This window comes from Pseudoxanthomonas daejeonensis (assembly GCF_022637495.1).
Taxonomy (GTDB): Bacteria; Pseudomonadota; Gammaproteobacteria; order Xanthomonadales; family Xanthomonadaceae; genus Pseudoxanthomonas; species Pseudoxanthomonas daejeonensis.
In genome coordinates this window covers 1,375,478-1,393,228 of record NZ_CP093331.1, presented here as the reverse complement: position 1 = coordinate 1,393,228, position 17,751 = coordinate 1,375,478, and the positions used below count along the sequence as shown (strand labels likewise).

At 68.6% G+C, this 17,751-nt stretch carries 14 protein-coding genes and 1 riboswitch; of the genes, 7 read left to right on the top strand and 7 right to left on the bottom strand.

All coding sequences use genetic code 11. The annotated features are described in order from the left end of the window. Positions 1 to 56: 56 nt before the first annotated feature. Positions 57 to 917, bottom strand: a complete 861-nt coding sequence (locus MNQ95_RS06320) for a DMT family transporter (RefSeq protein ID WP_241954141.1) — start codon at positions 915 to 917, stop codon at positions 57 to 59. Between the two features lie 109 nt (positions 918 to 1,026). On the opposite strand from MNQ95_RS06320, the gene MNQ95_RS06315 reads away from it, so the two are divergent. Both MNQ95_RS06315 and zapE read left to right on the top strand, forming a co-directional pair. Beyond that, on the top strand, positions 1,027 to 1,692 hold the full coding sequence (locus MNQ95_RS06315) for an alpha/beta hydrolase (RefSeq protein WP_241954140.1): 666 nt from the start codon (positions 1,027 to 1,029) through the stop codon (positions 1,690 to 1,692). After that, positions 1,689 to 2,792 carry a cell division protein ZapE gene (gene zapE, locus MNQ95_RS06310; RefSeq protein WP_241954139.1) on the top strand — a complete coding sequence of 368 codons (1,104 nt, stop codon included), beginning with the start codon at positions 1,689 to 1,691 and terminating at the stop codon, positions 2,790 to 2,792. Before MNQ95_RS06315 ends, zapE begins: the two co-directional genes overlap by 4 nt. A gap of 111 nt (positions 2,793 to 2,903) precedes the next feature. Here the strand turns inward: zapE and MNQ95_RS06305 are convergent, their stop codons facing one another. The 3 genes from MNQ95_RS06305 to MNQ95_RS06295 all read right to left on the bottom strand — a co-directional run bounded on the left by MNQ95_RS06305 (position 2,904) and on the right by MNQ95_RS06295 (position 7,139). Further along, a complete protein-coding gene (locus MNQ95_RS06305; protein ID WP_241954138.1) occupies positions 2,904 to 3,539 on the bottom strand; it encodes a DUF998 domain-containing protein in 636 nt (211 codons plus the stop codon). Positions 3,540 to 3,608: 69 nt separating this feature from the next. After that, positions 3,609 to 4,115 (bottom strand): hypothetical protein, encoded by a 507-nt coding sequence (locus tag MNQ95_RS06300; protein ID WP_241954137.1) that lies wholly within the window; start codon positions 4,113 to 4,115, stop codon positions 3,609 to 3,611. A 39-nt stretch (positions 4,116 to 4,154) separates the two neighbouring features. Then, positions 4,155 to 7,139, bottom strand: coding sequence for a TonB-dependent receptor domain-containing protein (locus tag MNQ95_RS06295; protein ID WP_241954136.1), 2,985 nt, complete (start codon positions 7,137 to 7,139; stop codon positions 4,155 to 4,157). 389 nt (positions 7,140 to 7,528) lie between these two features. After that, positions 7,529 to 7,754: riboswitch (cobalamin riboswitch) on the top strand. 276 nt (positions 7,755 to 8,030) lie between these two features. On the opposite strand from MNQ95_RS06295, the gene MNQ95_RS06290 reads away from it, so the two are divergent. The 3 genes from MNQ95_RS06290 (at position 8,031) to MNQ95_RS06280 (ending at position 11,754) form a co-directional block, all read left to right on the top strand. Further along, positions 8,031 to 10,367: a ribonucleoside-diphosphate reductase subunit alpha gene (locus MNQ95_RS06290; RefSeq protein ID WP_241954372.1), complete on the top strand. Its 2,337-nt coding sequence runs from the start codon at positions 8,031 to 8,033 to the stop codon at positions 10,365 to 10,367. Positions 10,368 to 10,406: 39 nt separating this feature from the next. Then, positions 10,407 to 10,631 (top strand): hypothetical protein, encoded by a 225-nt coding sequence (locus MNQ95_RS06285; protein WP_241954135.1) that lies wholly within the window; start codon positions 10,407 to 10,409, stop codon positions 10,629 to 10,631. Positions 10,632 to 10,734: 103 nt separating this feature from the next. Then, positions 10,735 to 11,754, top strand: coding sequence for a ribonucleotide-diphosphate reductase subunit beta (locus MNQ95_RS06280; RefSeq protein ID WP_162408137.1), 1,020 nt, complete (start codon positions 10,735 to 10,737; stop codon positions 11,752 to 11,754). A 12-nt stretch (positions 11,755 to 11,766) separates the two neighbouring features. On the opposite strand, the gene MNQ95_RS06275 is transcribed toward MNQ95_RS06280, so the two are convergent. Next, the gene (locus MNQ95_RS06275) at positions 11,767 to 13,815 is read right to left on the bottom strand and encodes a S9 family peptidase (protein WP_241954134.1); all 2,049 of its coding nucleotides are present in this window, start codon (positions 13,813 to 13,815) and stop codon (positions 11,767 to 11,769) included. A gap of 93 nt (positions 13,816 to 13,908) precedes the next feature. On the opposite strand from MNQ95_RS06275, the gene MNQ95_RS06270 reads away from it, so the two are divergent. Together MNQ95_RS06270 and MNQ95_RS06265 are read left to right on the top strand one after the other, a co-directional pair. Next, positions 13,909 to 15,204 (top strand): serine hydrolase domain-containing protein, encoded by a 1,296-nt coding sequence (locus MNQ95_RS06270; protein WP_241954133.1) that lies wholly within the window; start codon positions 13,909 to 13,911, stop codon positions 15,202 to 15,204. A gap of 515 nt (positions 15,205 to 15,719) precedes the next feature. Next, positions 15,720 to 16,142, top strand: a complete 423-nt coding sequence (locus MNQ95_RS06265) for an acyl-CoA thioesterase (RefSeq protein ID WP_162408135.1) — start codon at positions 15,720 to 15,722, stop codon at positions 16,140 to 16,142. 213 nt (positions 16,143 to 16,355) lie between these two features. On the opposite strand, the gene MNQ95_RS06260 is transcribed toward MNQ95_RS06265, so the two are convergent. Both MNQ95_RS06260 and MNQ95_RS06255 read right to left on the bottom strand, forming a co-directional pair. Continuing rightward, a complete protein-coding gene (locus tag MNQ95_RS06260; RefSeq protein ID WP_241954132.1) occupies positions 16,356 to 16,571 on the bottom strand; it encodes an oxidoreductase-like domain-containing protein in 216 nt (71 codons plus the stop codon). A 142-nt stretch (positions 16,572 to 16,713) separates the two neighbouring features. After that, positions 16,714 to 17,607 (bottom strand): fructose bisphosphate aldolase, encoded by an 894-nt coding sequence (locus MNQ95_RS06255; protein ID WP_162408133.1) that lies wholly within the window; start codon positions 17,605 to 17,607, stop codon positions 16,714 to 16,716. Positions 17,608 to 17,751 lie beyond the last annotated feature (144 nt).

Here is a 17,751-nt window from a genome sequence, read left to right as displayed (position 1 = left end):
AACCGCAGCCTGCTGCGGCGGGCCCGCGCGCAGCCGACGAACCGCCGGCAGCGAGCTCAGCGCGGCGCCAGCGCGATCAGCGCGATCGCCGCCACCGCCAGGACGATGGCGAGGCGATTCAGGCGTGAGGTCTTCTCGCCGAACGCAAGCACGCCCACCGCCGTGCCCAGCAGGACCACGCCGATATTCATCGTGGCGAACACCACGGCCGGGCTGCCCGGTAGCGCCTGGTGGGCGCGCACGTAGAACACGATGTTGCCGAAGTTGAGCAGGCCCAGCAGTACACCGGCGGCAATGTGGCGCAGCCCGGGTCGCACGCCATGGCGCAGGCGCCGCCATCCTTGCCAGGCGAGCATCCCGGCGAAGGCCAGCATGAAGGCGACCAGCAGCGCGGCGGTCGCCGGCGTGCCCGACATCGCCAGGCGCTTGAGCATCACGTCGACCGCGGCGAACCCGGCCCACACCACCAGCAGCAGGAGCCAGCCGCGGCGATCGGCCATTGCCCCCCTTTCCGGGCGGGCGAGGATGCCGGCCACGGCGACCAGGCCCAGCGCCAGGCCGGCCAGCTTCATGGGGCCGGCACGTTCGCCGAAGAACAGGAAGGCCGCCGCCAGCGACAGCAGCAGCGACAGGCGCTGGGCCACGTCGGTGCGGACGATGCCCGCATGCCGCACCGATGCGGCCAGCACCAGGAACAGCGTCGGCAACACGACGGCCAGCACGAGCAGCTCGATCCAGGGCGCGCCGGGCTGGCGCAGCGCCGCCGGCGGCGGTTGCAGCAGCCAGGCGCACAGCACGGCGGCCGCCAGGTAGTTCCAGGTCACCATCTGCGCCACGTCCCAGCCGCGGCGCGGTGCCAGCTTCAGCAGCACCGACACCAGCACGCTGCAGGCCACGCTGAGCAGGATCAAATGCATGGAAGACGCCGCGCCGACCGGGGGTGCGAGATTGTAGAGCGGGCCTCGCCCCGTTGCCCGGCGTGATCGCGCGAAAGCAGCGGGACGGCCCCCGCCCTACAATGGGCGCATGCCGCAACCTCCCTTCCCCCTCGACTCCGGAACGCTGCTGGTCGACGGCCCGGCCGGACCGCTCGAAGTCGCCGTCGACCTTCCCGAGCCGGACCAGGCCCGCCCGCTGGTCGCAGTCGTCTGCCATCCGTTGCCGACCGAGGGCGGCACGATGCACAACAAGGTCGTGACCATGCTGGCGCGCGCGCTGCGCGAACTCGGCGCGACCACCGTGCGCTTCAACTTCCGCGGTACCGGGCAGTCGGCGGGGGGGTTCGACCACGGATCGGGCGAGCAGGACGACCTGCGCTGCGTGGTCGACTGGGTGCGCGCCGCGCGAGCAGGCGATGCGCTGTGGCTGGCGGGCTTCAGCTTCGGCTCCTACGTCAGCCTGTCCGCGGCGGCCGGGCTGCAACCGGATGCGCTCATTTCCGTCGCGCCACCCGTCTCCGGGCGCGGCTGGGATTTCAGCCGCATCGTCATCCCGGAAGTGCCATGGCTGGTGATCCAGGGCGACGCCGACGAGATCGTCGACGCGCAGGCGGTCTACGACTGGATTGACGCGCTGCCGCGCAAGCCGCAGCTGGTGCGCATGGTCGACACCAGCCATTTCTTCCACCGCAAGCTGATCGACCTGCGCGGTGCGATCCAGCATGAAGTGAAGGCGTGGCCGCCGCTGGCATGAGCGAGGCCGCCGCGTCCCGCCTGCCGTCGCAGGCCTATGCCGAAGGTACCGCAGCCGGACGCTGGCGCGACGACCCGGCGCAGCATCCGGCCCTGCGCGAACTGGACCGGATCCAGCGCGAGCTGCTGGCGGCCACGCCGACCGGCTGGCGCGCGAAGCTGGGCCTGGGCGGACGTCCGGCGCCGGTGAAAGGCCTGTACCTGTGGGGCGGCGTGGGTCGCGGCAAGACCTTCCTGGTCGACCTGTTCTACGACGGCCTGCCGCTGGAGCAGAAGCAGCGCACCCACTTCCACCGCTTCATGCGCGAAGTGCACGAACACCTGCGCGAACACGCCGGCCAGGCCGATCCGCTGGTGAAGATCGCGCGCGAATGGCGCCAGAACGTGCGCGTGCTGGTGCTCGACGAATTCTTCGTCACCGACATCGGCGATGCGATGCTGCTCGGCCGGCTGCTGGAGCGCCTGTTCGCCGAGGGCGTGACCCTGCTCACCACCTCCAACACCGCGCCGCAGAACCTGTACCGCGATGGCCTCCAGCGCGAGCGTTTCCTGCCGGCGATCGCGCAGCTGCGCGAGCACTGCGTGGAGCTGGCCGCCGACGGCCGCGAGGATTACCGGTTGCGCGCGCTGACCCGTTCGCCGGTGTACCGGCATCCGCTGGACGCGGGCGGCGAGGCGTGGCTGGCCGCGCGCTGGCAGTCGCTGGCGGCGGGCGCGCCGGCACGGCCGGGCGGCATCCAGATCGAAGGCCGGCGCATCGCGGTGCGCGCGCGTGGCCATGGCGTGGCCTGGTTCGACTTCGCCGAGCTGTGCGAGGGACCGCGCTCGACCGCCGACTACATCGAGATCGCGCGCGAATTCCAGGTGGTGATGGTCGGCGGCATCCCGACCTTCGACGCCAGCAACGAAGACGCCGCGCGCCGCTTCGTCAACCTGATCGACGAGCTGTACGACCGCCAGGTCACCGTGGTCTGCACCGCGGCGGCCGCGCCGGTGGTGCTGTACAGCGGCACTCGCCTGGCCGGCGCGTTCGAACGCACCGCATCGCGCCTGATCGAGATGCAGAGCGCCGAGTACCTGGCCCGCGCGCACCGCGGCTGAGGCCACCCGGGAAGACATGCGGCCCGTTGCGTCCCATGCAGCCGGCCTGGGCCGCGCGAGCGAGTGGTGCGATGGCAAGCGGACCGCAGCTACCCGACGCATCGGTGGCGATCACGCTCCGGAGTCGAGCGCCGCCGGTGTCCGCCGAAGGTGCCATCCGGCCAGGAACAGCCAGCACAGGTACAAGGCGATCACGATCTTCTGCGAGCCGCCGCGCGGCAGTTCGCGCCACAATGCATGCAGCCACAGGGCGGCGAATGCCAAGGCCGCCAGCGCCAGCAGCAGGGGGGCAATCGTGCGCCAGTGCGGATCACGATGCAGCGAGGCCGACTGCAACAGCATCGCCACGCCCGCGAACAGGAAACTGGCGATCGCCGACAGCCCGTGGACGACCGCATCGAAGTCCCCGACCGCGTGATCGGGACTGGCCCCAGGCCAGGTCGCGGTCACCGCCAAAGACACGCCGCCGGCGACGAACAAGGCAGGTGCCAGCACGTAGCGTGCCGATGGAGCCAGCCCGCGCCACAACCCCACGCCCAGGAGCACTGCCGCCACGGCCAGGCCGTCGTAGGCCGTGCGCAGCCACAGGCTGTTCGGGCCGGACAGATAGAAACTCAGCGGCGCCTGCCACCAGTCGTACTCCGGGCGTGCGCCCTGCACCGCGACCGCCACCAGGACAAACCACGCCAGTCCGGCGCGGGCAATGCCGGCTGCGTGGCGCAGGAACCTTGGCGGGTGGGATCGCATGCGCACAGTGTGCGCGAGGGCGGCCGGCCGCGGCGATGTGCGTCGCCGCGGCCTCCCGTTCCGGTCAGGTCAGCGCACGACCCGGCCCTCGATGATCGGGTAGTACACCGACGGGTTCGGATCGTCGATGTCGATCTCCAGCAGGCTGGTATCCCAGTGGTCGACGGTCAGTTCCCAGCGCCGCTTCTCGCCGGCCACGTAGGCTTCGATGTCCGGGAACAGCTTCTTGATCAGTTCGCCGCGCGACAGGCCCAGCGGCTTGGGTTCGGCCGGCGACACGCTGATGATCACGAAATCGTAGGGCGAGCCGATCTGGTGGTTGCGCAACGCGTACAGGTTGCTGCTGGTGGTGGTACCGGCCTTGATCTGCGCTTCCATGATCGGTCGATGCCACTTCTTGTAGAGCGCCAGCCATTCGTCGTGCTTGCCGGGTGGAACCTTGTAGTAGCTGACGCCGACGCGCGGCCGGTCGGGGAGGTCGCGTCCGGACAATGCCTGGGCGGCGACGCCCTGGATACCGACCACCGCCAGGCCGATGGCCGCGACGATGCTCAGGAGGTGTTTCTTGCCGATCATGGTGTGACTCCTTGGGTGTGGGACGATGGGTGTGCGTAGTCAGAGCTGCACGGTCAGGGCCACGAAGTACTGGCGGCCGTAGATGTCGTAGGTGCTGTTGTGGGTGGCGCCGGGCGTGCCGCCCACCTGTGGGGGCTGTTTGTCGAGCACGTTGTTGACGCCCGCGCCCAGGCGCAGGTGGGTGCCGAAATCCCAGCTGCCGAACAGGTCGAAGTAGCTGAAGGCGTCCACCGCCGGCGTGGTCGAGGCGGGATTGAGCACCTTGGACGAGTGCTCCATCGCATCGATGTAGCGCCAGCGCAGGCCGACGCTGCCGGGCCCTTGCTGGTAACGCACCTGGCTGACCGCCTTCCAGGTCGGCAGCGTGCCGACATAGCCGGCGTAGTCGTAGACCGGGCCGCCCTTCACCGCCTGCACTTCGTACTTGTCGACCCAGCTGACCACCGAGCCGGCCGACAGCCGCCCGGCGTTGCCGATGTCGCCCTGCCAGTCCAGCTGGAAGTCGACGCCGCTGGTTTCCAGGCTGCCCATGTTGAAAGTGGGCTTGTCGATGTTGTCGATGCGGCCGGTGTCCGGATTGCGCTGGATCAGCGAGCAGTAGAAGTTGTTCACCGACAGGTTCGGATTGGAGCCGTCCTGGTTGAAGCACGCGGCCAGTACCTGCGAGGAGGTCAGCGTGCCGATCACGTCTTCCACGCGGATATCGAAGTAGTCGGCGGCCAGCGAAAAGCCGGTGCCTTCGGGCGTCCAGACCAGGCCGAAGGTGTAGGTGTCGGCGGTCTCTGGCGCCAGCGCGGTGTTGCCGGCGCGGGTGGCCAGCGACTCGCGCTGGGTGTCGATGTAGCTGGGCAGCAATGCGGCGGGAATGCCGTGGGCCAGGCACAGCGCCTCGATCGCCGCCGCGGTCGCGCCGCGCCGCAATGGGCTGCCCGCTTCGCACTGGTCGCCCTGGCCGTTGACCACCAGGCCGTAGCTGTTGGATTCGGTCTCCGAGGCCACGAACAGTTCGCCGACGCTGGGCGCGCGCACCGCGCGCTGGTAGCCGCCGCGCAGGCGCAGGTCTTCGATCAGCGCCCAGTTGAAATCGACCTTGTAGGTGTCCACGCCGCCGGACAGGTCGTAGTCGGAATACCGGTAGGCCAGGCCCACGTCCAGCGAATGCGCGAACGGCTTGTCGTACAGCACCGGTACCAGCGTCTCGACATACACCTCGCCCACGCTGGTGCTGCCGTGGCTGGGCCCCCGCGACGGCACGCCGACGATGCCGCCCTGCTGGAGCAGGCGGTCGGGCTGGAAGTCGTAGCTGTTGCGGCGCCAGCCCAGGCCGGCGGCGAAGCGCAGCTCGCCGGCCGGCAGGTCGAACAGCCCGCCCTGCACGTTCGCTTCCACGACCTCCTGGTCCAGCTCGGTGTCGCTGATCGTGGCGGCAACCAGGTAGTTGCGGCATTCCGGCGACAGCACGGTCAGGCCGAACGGGTTGTAGCCGCCCGCGCAAAGGCTGGCGCCGCCATCGGCCGCAGTCAGCACGCTGCGCAGCGAGGCGATGACCACCGCGCCGTTGTTGACCTCGTGCGCGCTCAGGCTGCCCTTGCTGGCGTAGGCATCCCAGGAACCGTTGATCGCATCGAGGCTGCCCTTGGCACCGGCGAGGAACTGCCAGTTGTCGAAGTCGCGCTCGAAGGTGCGCGGCCCGGCTTCCTGGAAGCGTTTGTGCAGGCGGAAGTCCGCGTTCGGATTGGCGCGCGAGGCCAGGATCGTGCGCAGGTCCGCGGGAACGAACGGATTGGTGACCGGCACGTTGATGCCGGTGTTGCCACCTTCGGCGGCGACGTAGCTATGCAGGCTGGACCAGTTGAACTGGCCGTAGGCCTGGATGTCGTCGGTGACGCGGTAGGTGACGCGGCCGAACGCGCCGTGGCGCTCCAGCGGCACCTGGATCAAAGAAAACTGGTTGAGGTTGTTGAGCTGGGTACCTGTGTTGTTGAGCTGTCCGTCCGGGCCGCGCCAGTTGAACGGCACCTTGTTGGCCGAGAACAGCGTGCCATCGTCGTTGAAGCCCAGGTAGGTGGTTGGCGATACCGGCACGCGGCCCGGCGCGGCGCCGTACTGCGCGAACACCTGGTTGACCGCCGCCTGGGTGGGCAGGTTGGAACCCAGTTCGTAGGTGCCGGTCTGGATCCGGAAGTCGGTGCCGCCGGGAGCCTTGCGGAAGAACTCGCGGGCCATGAAGTCCACGCCCTCGCGGTCGGACCACGACAGCGACAGCACCGCGTTGCCGCGGTCTTCGGCGAAGTTGCCGCCGAGGGTCAGGGCCACGTCGGTGGTGTCGCCATCGCCTTCGCCGTACCGGGCGAACTGGCTGTCCAGGCGGATGCCCTCGAAGTCCTCCTTGAGGCGGATGTTGACCACGCCGGCGATGGCATCGGAGCCGTACACCGCCGACGCGCCGCCGGTGATGATCTGCACGTCCTCGATCAGCGCACTGGGGATCGTGTTGACGTCCACGACGTTGTCGGTCGTGGCCGGCTGCAGCCGGCGACCGTCGAGCAGGACCAGGTTGCGCTGCGGCCCGAGCCCGCGCAGGTTGAGCGTGGCCTGGCCGGTGCCGCCCCAGCCGGCATTGGTCTTGTTCGCACCGATGCCCAGCTGCGGCAACTGGTTCAGCGCTTCCTCCAGGGTAGAGGTGCCGGTGTCGCGCAGGGTCTCGCGGGTGACGCTGGTCAGCGGACTGCTGCTGGCGTAGTCCAGGCGCGCGATGCGCGAACCGGTGACGGTGACGGCGTCCAGCTGCGTGGCAGTGGCAGCAGCGGCGGCCGTGCTGTCGACCGTCGCGCCCGCAGTGGACGCGTCTACGTTGGCCGCTGCGGCCTCTTCACCCTGGGCCATCGCGGGCAGGAACAACGCATGGGCCACCAGCAGCGCCAGCACGCTGCGGCGCAGTGTGACCTGACCGCGCGGATCGTGGGCCGCAGCCGGCCATCCTCCCGGACCGCGTCCGGAAGCGGAGAGTGAACGCAACGACATGTGGTAACCCCTGGTTCGGCGCGACATGCGCGAACGACGCAGGGAATCTGCCAGCTGCACTGCAGCATGAAAAAATCACTTAGAAGCATCTGCTTATGGGGGTGCCCGCTCATGAGCTCATGAGCGTGGCCGGCCATGAGCAGATGCCACGCGGTTGTTTCCCGCTGCCCGCACTTCATGCAATGCGCGCGCAGGCGGCGATGCGCGGCAAGGGGCGTGCTGCCTGCACTCCCAGGTTGGAATCCTTGTCCGGAGTCCGATCCCGAACGCGAAACGCGTCGTGGCCTTTGAGCCGACGCTTCGCGGCAGGCACGCCGGCACGCAGCACTTGCACCGCGGCTCTATATATGGAAAGCGCGATATCTGGTGTTGACCATGGATGTGGACCCCACTATCTTGGGCCCGTCGGTTCCGGTGGCCCGCTCGCCACAGGATCAAAAGGGAAGCCGGTGACGCGCACATGCGCCAGTCCGGCACTGCCCCGCAGCGGTAATTGGGAACGAACCCGTCATCGAGCACTGGAGCCGCCTGGTTCCGGGAAGCGACGGAAGTAGGAGGACGGCACGGCCGTCCACACCCATGAGTCCGAAGACCTGCCGACAGCCGCGCGATGCACACCGCGCGGTACCGGCCGTGCAGTCTCCGGGGGGAGATGGCTGGTGAAGCAGGGCCAGTGGCGCAGTCGCCTGCGCGTTCTCGCTCCCTGCGACGCCGCTCTTCCATCCTCCAAGGCAAGACCACCGGCTTCCGCTGCCCCGCGAGGGATGGGCCGGCGCGTGCGCCATGCATGGAGGAAGAACCGTGACCCAGATCGATACCGTCGTCGCCGGCGGCGAAGCGTCGTCCCCGAACGACGCATTCCTGCTGACCCCGCCGCCCACCGCCACCGCGATGAGCGTGACCAAGCGCAACGGCAGTCGCGAGCCGGTGGACCTCAACAAGATCGTGCGCGCGGTGCAGCGCTGCTGCGAGGGCCTGCACGCGGTCGACCCGATGCGCGTGGCCACGCGCACCATCTCCGGCCTGTACGACGGCGCCAGCACGCGCGAACTCGACGAACTGTCGATCCGCACCGCCGCGCTGCTCACAGGCGAGGAGCCCGAGTACAGCCGCCTGGCCGCGCGCCTGTTGGCGGCGTACATCGCCAAGGAAGTCAGTGGCCAGGAAATCCATGCGTTCTCGCAGTCGGTCACCCGCGGCCACGAGGTCGGGCTGATCAACGAGCGCCTGCTCGGCTTCGTGCAGACCAACGCGCGCAAGCTCAACGACGCGCTCGATGCCTCGCTGGACCAGGGCTTCGACTACTTCGGCCTGCGCACCCTGTACGACCGTTACCTGCTGCGCCACCCGCACACCCGCAAGGTGATCGAGACCCCGCAGCAGTTCTTCCTGCGCATCGCCTGCGCACTGAGCGAGGACGTGCCCGAAACGCTGGCGCTGTACCGGCGCATGGGCCAGCTCGACTACCTGCCCAGCTCGCCGACCCTGTTCAACAGCGGCACCACCCACGAGCAGCTGTCCTCGTGCTTCCTGCTCGACTCGCCGCAGGACACGCTGGAGTCGATCTACCAGAAGTACGGCGACATCGCCCAGCTGTCCAAGTTCAGCGGCGGGATCGGCGTGAGCTACACGCGCGTGCGTTCGCGCGGCTCGCTGATCCGTTCCACCAATGGCCACAGCAACGGCATCGTGCCGTGGCTGAAGACGCTCGATTCCTCGGTCGCGGCGGTCAACCAGGGCGGCAAGCGCAAGGGCGCGGCCTGCGTCTACCTGGAGACCTGGCACGCCGATGTCGAGGATTTCCTCGAGCTGCGCGACAACACCGGCGACGAATCGCGGCGCACGCACAACCTCAACCTCGCCAACTGGGTGCCCGACCTGTTCATGCAACGGGTCGAGGCCGACCAGGAGTGGTCGCTGTTCGACCCGCGCGTGGTTCCGGAACTGACCGACCTGTACGGCGAAGCGTTCGAGGCCGCCTACGTCCAGGCCGAGTCCCAGGGCAAGGCGCAACGGACGATTCCCGCGCGCAAGTTGTACGCGCGGATGATGCGCACCCTGGCCGAGACCGGCAACGGCTGGATGACGTTCAAGGACAAGTGCAACCGCGCCAGCAACCAGACCCTGCGCCAAGGCAACGTCATCCACCTGTCCAACCTGTGCACCGAGATCCTGGAAGTCACCTCGGCCGAGGAAACGGCCGTGTGCAACCTTGGTTCGATCAACCTGGGCAACCACTTCGACGCGGACGGCTACTTCGATTTCGAGCGGCTGGCCGAAACGGTGCGCCTGGCTGTGCGCCAGCTGGATCGGGTGATCGACCTGAACTTCTATCCGATCGAGACCGCGCGTCGCGGCAACCTGCGCTGGCGCCCGGTAGGCCTGGGCTGCATGGGCCTGCAGGACGTGTTCTTCAAGCTGCGACTGCCGTTCGACAGCGCCGAAGCGCGCGCGCTGTCGGCGAAGATCGCCGAGGCGATCTATTTCCATGCGCTGGAGACCTCGGTCGAGCTGGCCCAGGAGCGCGGCCGCCATCCGTCCTTCGCCGAAACCCGCGCGGCGGCCGGCGAGCTGCAGTTCGATGCCTGGAACGTGGTGCCCGAGAACGCCCAGCGCTGGGACGCGCTGCGCGAGCGCATCCGCGAGCACGGCCTGCGCAATTCGCTGCTCATCGCCATCGCCCCGACCGCGACGATCGCCTCGATCGCTGGCTGCTACGAATGCGTGGAGCCGCAGGTGTCCAACCTGTTCAAGCGCGAGACGCTGTCGGGCGACTTCCTGCAGGTCAACCGCTACCTGGTCGGCGAGCTGAAGAAGCTGGGCCTGTGGACGCCGGAAACGCGCGACGCGATCAAGCTGGCCGAAGGCTCGATCCAGGGCGTCGCCGGCATTCCAGATGCGTTGCAGCAGGTCTACCGCACCGCCTGGGAACTGCCGATGCGCGCGCTGATCGACATGGCCGCCGGCCGCGGCGCCTTCATCGACCAGTCGGCCTCACTGAACCTTTTCATGGAAAGCCCGAACATCGGCGCGATGTCGTCGATGTACATGTACGCGTGGAAGCAGGGCATCAAGACCACCTACTACCTGCGCTCGCGCCCGGCGACGCGGATCGCCAAGACCACCGTGAGCCACGCCGCGACCGTGGCACCGAAGCCGGAATACACGCCGGTCGAAGCGGTCGCCTGTTCGCTGGAGAACCCCGAAGCCTGCGAGGCCTGCCAGTAGGCAGGTCGCGCATCCCCAGCCCCCACCGGTAACGCCACCATGCGCCGCTACGCCAATCATTCCGGAAATTCAGGCGTGGAGTCGTACCAGGTCACCGCGCTTTCGATCTTCGTCCGGTTCCGTAACCGGGCCGAGCCGTACGAGTACCGCAGCACGGGCCGCGCCGGCCCCCAGAAGGTGGCGCGGATGAAGCGCCTTGCCGAAGCCGGCGAGGGCCTTGCCACCTACATCAGCCAGCACGCGCACGACGATTACGAGCGCTGACCTTCGACCGACCACGGGAACGGGCAGGATGCGGAACAGGGATGTTCCAGGCACATGGACGTGCCGACCTCGCGCCGTTCCCCTCGCAGAGAACCCAGACACGATGTCCACCCACAACCGCCAGATGCTGCTCGACCCCGGTTTCGAACTGACCCTGCGCCCGATGCGCTACCCGCAGTTCTATGACATGTATCGCGACGCGATCAAGAACACCTGGACGGTGGAGGAGATCAATTTCCAGATCGACATCTCCGACCTGCATTCGAAGATGACGCCGGCCGACCAGCACCTGATCCACCGCCTGGTCGCGTTCTTCGCCACCGGCGATTCGATCGTGTCCAACAACCTGGTGCTGAACCTGTACCAGCACCTCAACGCGCCCGAGGCGCGCATGTACCTGTCGCGCCAGCTCTACGAGGAAGCGCTGCACGTGCAGTTCTACCTGACCCTGCTCGACAACTACCTGCCCGACCCGTCCGAGCGCTTCAAGGCGTTCGCCGCGGTGGAGAACATCCCGGCGATCAAGAAGAAGGCCGACTTCTGCTTCAAGTGGATCGACTCCATCCAGGACCTGCGCCGGATCGAGACCCGCGAGCAGCGCCGCCAGTTCCTGCTCAACCAGATCTGCTTCGCCGCGTGCATCGAGGGCCTGTTCTTCTTCGCCGCGTTCGCCTACGTCTACTACTTCCGTTCGCGCGGCCTGCTGCCGGGCCTGGCCAGCGGCACCAACTGGGTGTTCCGCGACGAGAGCTGCCACATGGAATTCGCGTTCGAGTGCGTGCGCACCGTACGCGAGGAGGAGCCGGACCTGTTCGACGACAGGATGCAGCAGCAGGTCTACGACATGCTGGAAGAGGCGATCGAGTGCGAAGTGCAGTTCGCCGAGGACGTGCTGTCGGGCGGCGTGGCCGGCATCTCCACGCGCGACATGCGCCAGTACCTGCAGCACTGCGCCGACCAGCACTTCGCCAAGCTGGGCATGCCGAGGCGCTATGACGTGCGCAACCCGCTGCCGTTCATGGAATTGCAGGACGTGCAGGAGCTGACCAACTTCTTCGAGCGCCGGGTGTCGGCCTACCAGGTCGGCGTGCAGGGCGAGGTCGGTTTCGACCACGCGTTCTGAGCACGCCGGGTCCTATTCCGCCTTGTGCCGGTTGAAGAAGTCGATCGGCGCGAGCACCGACTGCAACCACTGGCTCGGCCTGCCCATGCCATGGCCGGCGCCGGGCAGGCGGATCATCTCGACCTCCACCCCGCGCATCTTCAACGCGCCGAACATCTGCTCGGTCTGGCTGATCGGGGTGCGGAAATCCTGCTCGCCGGTGATCAGCATGGTCGGGGTCTTCACCTGGCCGGCCAGGCTGAAAGGCGAGCGCTGGAAATACAGCTCGGGCTTGTCCCAGGGCGTGGCGCCCATCCAGTGCTTCATGAAGAAAGAAGAAAAGTCTGCGGTGGTGGCCTGGTCGGTCCAGTCCACCACCGGCCGCAGCGCCACGGCCGCGCGAAACTTCTCCGGCTCCTTGCCGATGGCCCACAAGGTCAGCACGCCGCCGCCCGAGCCGCCGCCGATGAACAGGTTCTTCGCGTCGGCATAGGGGCGCCGGGCCACCTCGTCCAGGAGCGACATCAGGTCATCGTGGTCCTGGCCCGGATAGGCGTTGGTGATCGCATTGGCGAAACGGTCGCCGTAGCCGATCGAGCCGCGCGGATTGGCGAACACGACGATATAGCCCGCCGCCGCATAGAGGCCGTGCGTGATCGAGAAGAACGGCCCGTAGTCGGTGTTCGGTCCGCCGTGGATGTCCAGGATCAGCGGATAGCGCTTGCCGGCTTTGAAATCGGGCGGGAAGGCGATCCAGCCCTGCACCGGCAGGCCGTCGGCACGACTGGCCACGGTCAGCGATTCGATCCGCGCAGGTGTCCTGCTGTCGGCCCATGCCCGGTTGAAATCGATGGCACCGCTCTCGCCATTGCCGCGGCTCACGCCCAGCCCGGCGGGCCGGTCGGTGAACGCGGAGGTATAGGCGAAGGTGCCGTGCGCGGCGGAGAACTGGCCGCCTGACGAAGGCAGGTAGAGCCGCGTGCCGCCGACGACAGGCACGACTGGCGTGCGCGCACCTGTGACGGCATCGATGGTCGCGATGCGCTGCACGCCCTGGTCGTTGTACAGGGCGTGGATGGCCGCGCCATCTTCGCGCCACGCGATTTCGGCCACCGGGCGGTCGAGGTCGGCGGCGAGGGCCTGGACGGGTGCGCCAGGCGCCGGCGTGGTCGTCCACAGGCGCGGCATGTCGTAGAAGCCGGTGGAGGCTTCGCTGCCGAGGAAGGCGAGGCGTCGGCCGTCGGGCGAGACTTCCGGGGCAAATTCGCGGCCGGCGCGTGACGTCAGCCGCTTCTTCGGCGCCTTGCCAGCGGCGTCGTACAGGTAGAGGTCGGTCTCCAGCGGGCCGTTGATCGGATCGGCGGTGTAGCTGCCGACCACGTGCCTGCCGTCCGCCATCCAGGCAACACCTTCGTCGTCGACCTGGTGGGTGTCGCCCTGGGTCAGGCGCGTGATCGTGGCGTTAGCCACGTCCACCACGTACGGGTGGCGGGCCCCCGGTTTGACCTCTCCGGCGCCATCGGCGCGCCAGAACAGGTCGGTGATGATCTTGGCATCCGCCGCCGCATCGCCGCCCTCGGGTTTCTCGGGCATGCCGGGGATGGAGGCGGGCTTGGCGGCCTCGCGGCCGATGAAGGCGATGCGCGTGCCATCGGGCGACCAGCGCAGGCTGCCCGGGTCCAGGTCGCCCGTCGTCAAGGGCTGGCCCACGCCATCGGCCAGCACCATCACGAAGATCTGCGGCTTGTCGATTGAATTGGCGATGTAGGCGAGGCGACGTCCATCGGGCGAGAACGCCGCGCCACGCGGGGCCATGTCGCGACCCACCAGCAGGCGCTTGTCGACGACCGTGCCCCGTTCGTCCAGGTGGGCCAGCCACAGCTCGCCGGTGCGGCGGTCCTTCGCCCTGTCGAAGGTGGCGCGGGTGAAAAGCACGCGCCTGCCGTCCGGCGCGACCACCGGGTCGGTCACCATCGAGAGGGCGTAGATGTCCTCCGCCTTCAAGGCCTCCTTTGCGAAGGCCGGGGGCAGGGAGGCGGAGGCGATGGCCACGACCAGCGCGAGGACACGAAGTGGTTTCATGCCCGCAGCCTAGCCGTGGGCAATGCGGCCACGCAACGAGGCCGGGCGGTGGCCGGTGCTTGAAGCGCGGCTGGCGAGCGGCTCCAATGGGTCATGCGCATCGATCCCCGCGACACACGTCTCCTTGCGTCCCGTCGCCGGTTGCTGGGCTCGGGCCTGGGCCTGCTGGCACTGGGTGCGGCCCCCGCGGGCCTATGGGCCGCGCCACGCCGCGACGACGATGCGGACTGGATACCGTCAGCGGCATTCCTCGATGACCTGCCACGGCAGATGCAGGCGCTGGGCGTACCCGGAATCGGAATAGCCGTCGTCGAGCGCGGCGCGTTGGCCTGGTCGCGCGGGTTCGGGGTCACGCATGCGCAGCGGCGTACGCCGGTCACCGACACGACCCTGTTCGAAGTCGCTTCGCTCAGCAAGCCGGTGTTCGCCTACGCGGTACTGCAACTGGTCGACCGCGGCGAGCTGTCGCTGGACCGGCCGCTGGTGGACTACGTGCGTCCGGAATACCTGGGTGGTGGCGAGGCCAGGGCGTGGGTGGAGTCGATCAGCGTGCGCGACGTGCTGCGCCATTCCACGGGACTGCCGGACTGGCGCAAGGACCCGGCGCACGAAGCACTGGTGCCGTCGGTGAAACCAGGCACGCGCATCGACTATTCCGGTGAAGCGTTCGTCTGGCTGCAGCGCGTGGTCGAGACGGTCACCGGTGAGAGCCTGGACGCAACGATGCGGCGCCTGCTGTTCGAGCCGGCCGGCATGCGCGACAGCAGCTACGCCTGGAGTCCGGCGCTGGCGGAGCGGTCGGTCTACGGCCACCGCGCGCCGGACGCGACCGTGGAGCCTGGCGGGAGCGAGGACATGCCGCCGCAGATGCTGCGCGAGCAGTGGAGCGCTGCGCAGGTGCTGGCCGATCGCACCGGCACGGCGCTCTCGGACTGGCGCTACGCGGATGCCGCGCGCGCGCTGCCGCAGGTGCAGGCGATCGCGCCGGCGGGACTGGTTGCATGGCCCGCCGACATCCTCGCCAACGCGGCCGCCAGCCTGCGTTGCACGATCCAGGACTACGCCCGCTTCATGGCGCTGATGGTGCACGACCAGCCCGCGGCCTGGGAGCTGCGCCCGGCCACGCGCGCGGCGATGCTGGCAAGGCAGATCGAGGTGCCGGGCCGCTGGACCGACAAGGGCCTGGGCTGGAACCTGGAGTCGACGATGCGCGGGCCGGTGTTCTACCACTCGGGCAGCAACGGCGGCATCTTCAAGAGTTTCGCCCTGGGCGACGTCGCGCGGCAGCGCGCGATCGTGGTGTCGACCAACGCCACGAACGGCAACGTGCTGTACCGCCGGGTCGTGCGCGCGGCCACCGGCCTGGACCTGCTCGCGTTCGACGTCTGAGCCGCGGTCATGCCCGCTCCTATAACGGGTGAAACGAACCCCTGCAGGAGCGGACTTCAGGCCGCGAAGTCGACGCCGTGGACACAGGCGACGCCGCGGAGATTCCGAGGGTGGCGGTGTCGCGGTCATGCCCGCTCCTACAACAGCGGGTGCAGCGATGCCTCTGTAGGAGCGGACTTCAGGCCGCGAAGCCGACGCCGTGGACACAGGCGACGCCGCGGAGGTTCCGAGGGTGCCCGTGTCGCGGTCATGCCCGCTCCTACAACAGCGGTGCAGCGATGCCTCTGCAGGAGCGGACTTCAGGCCGCGAAGCCGACGCCGTGGACACAGGCGACGCCGCGGAGGTTCCGAGGGTGCCGGTGTCGCGGTCATGCCCGCTCCCATAGCAGCGCGTGCAGCGAAGGCCCCTGTAGAACGAACTTTAGGCCCGTGGGACACGGCAGCGCCGATACGCCACCGTGATCCGGGCTTGCGCTACGCTGATCCGGGAGGCCGTACCCGCGCAGGAGCACCCGATGTCAGAAGTCCCGAGCCCCGAGTCGCGCCCGGTCGAGGCGCGTCTGCTGCACATGGTCTTCCCCGACCACACCAACCACCTGGGCACGCTGTTCGGCGGACAGGCGCTGGCGTGGATGGACATGGCCGCCTTCATCGTCGCCTCGCGCTGGGCGCGCAGCACCGTGGTCACCGCCCGTTCCGAGCAGGTCGACTTCAACCAGCCCATCCACAAGGGTGACCTGGTCGAGGTCGTCGCCACGATCGCCAAGGTCGGGCGCAGCTCGATGAACGTGGAGGTGGAGGTCATCACCGAGAACCTGCTGACCGGCGAACGCAAGCTGTGCACGCGCGGCCGCTTCGTGATGATCGCGCTGGATCCTCTGGGCCAGCCGACGCCGGCGCCACCGCTGCCATCCGCCACCGTGCCCGCATCGTCTTAGGCGCCGCCCGGGGAGCGCCGCAACCGCGGCGGATATGGCGTGCACGCCGATTGCGCAGGCCGATCCCGCTGGCGAGGCGCTACGGACGCATTGAATCGAGCATCAGGCGAAGGCCCGCGAGCGCGGCAGTGGTGGTGCCGGCGTTCGACTGCCCTCAGCGGAAGCGCGGGAGTCGAAAGGACGGGTCCGGTCTACGCGACCCACACCGCAGGCCTATCGGTGCGCGGGTGGTTCGCCGTCGGCGGATGGATGGCGCTGCAACCAGGCGGCCAGCGCCTCCCGGTACTGCTCCAGCGCTTCGGCGTAGAGGTCGTAGACGCAGATCGGGCAGCCGCTCTCGCAGCATTCCTGTGGCAGCGGCTTTTCCGGCGGCTGCGGGCGCGGGTCGTCCGCGAGGCGTGCCGCGGAAAGGGAAGGATCGTCGCTCACGGGCTACAGCCTAGCAGCGGGGTGCGGCGCGCCGCGTGCCGGTTATGCCAAGCACACGGACCTGGCGAGCGCCTGCATGGCGTGGCACAGGCGATGCGCGTAGTGGACCGCCGCCACGCCGTGGCGCGGCGGCGGCCAAGGCTCAGGCGATCGAGGCGCGGTAGATCGATTCGACCGTCGCGTCCAGGGTGCGATTGAAGCTGTCGTCGTCCTGCTGGGCGCTCAGCCCCTCGGTCAGCGCGCGGCTGAAGCTGGCGATGACGCCGGGATTGCGGGCCAGCTTCGCGTTGGCGTCGTCGCGGCTGTAGCCGCCCGACAGCGCCACCACCTTGAGCACGGACGGATGCTCGACCAGCTCCTTGAAGTAGCCGTCCACGCTGGGCAGGGTCAGCTTGAGGATGACCGGCGTGGCCGGGTCGACCTTGTCCAGCCGCGCCAGCAGGCCCTTCTTCAGCTCGACCTCGATCGCCGCCTTGTCGGGCGCCTTGATGTCCACTTCCGGTTCGATGATCGGGACCAGGCCCGCATCGAGCACCTGCTGGCCCAGCTCGAACTGCTGGTCGAGCACCGAAGCGATGCCGGCGGGGTTGTTGGCCTTAATGACCGAGCGCTCCTTGGTGCCGAACACGCCCTTGGCCTTGGCCCGTGCGAGCAGCTCGGCCAGGCCCGGGATCGGCTTGAGCCGCTGCACGCCGTCGACCTCGTCCTCCAGGCCCTTGTCGATCTTCAGGAACGGCACGACCTGCTTGGTCTGCCACAGGTAGTGCGCCGCTTCCTGCCCGCCGAAGCTGTCATCGAGCGTGCGCTCGAACAGGATCGCGCCAAGCACGCGCTCGCCGGTGAACGCCGGGCTGGTGACGATGCGGCTGCGCATCGCGTGGACCAGGCCGAACATCTCCGCGTCGCTGGAATAGGCCGACTCCTCGATGCCGTAAAGCAGGAGCGCCTTGGGCGTGCTGCCGCCGCTCTGGTCGAGCGCGGCGATGAAACCCTGGCCGGAGGCGATCCGGTCCTTCTGTTCCTGATGGATGGGCACTCGGCTGGTTCCTGTGCGATGGGCGAATGGAAATGGTAGCGCGCCGCCTCGTGCGTCGCAGCATCAAAAGAGGAGACAGCGCTGTCCAATGGCCACCCGGAGCGAATCCGGCCTTGCCCTCGCGGCGGGCAAGCCCCATCACCG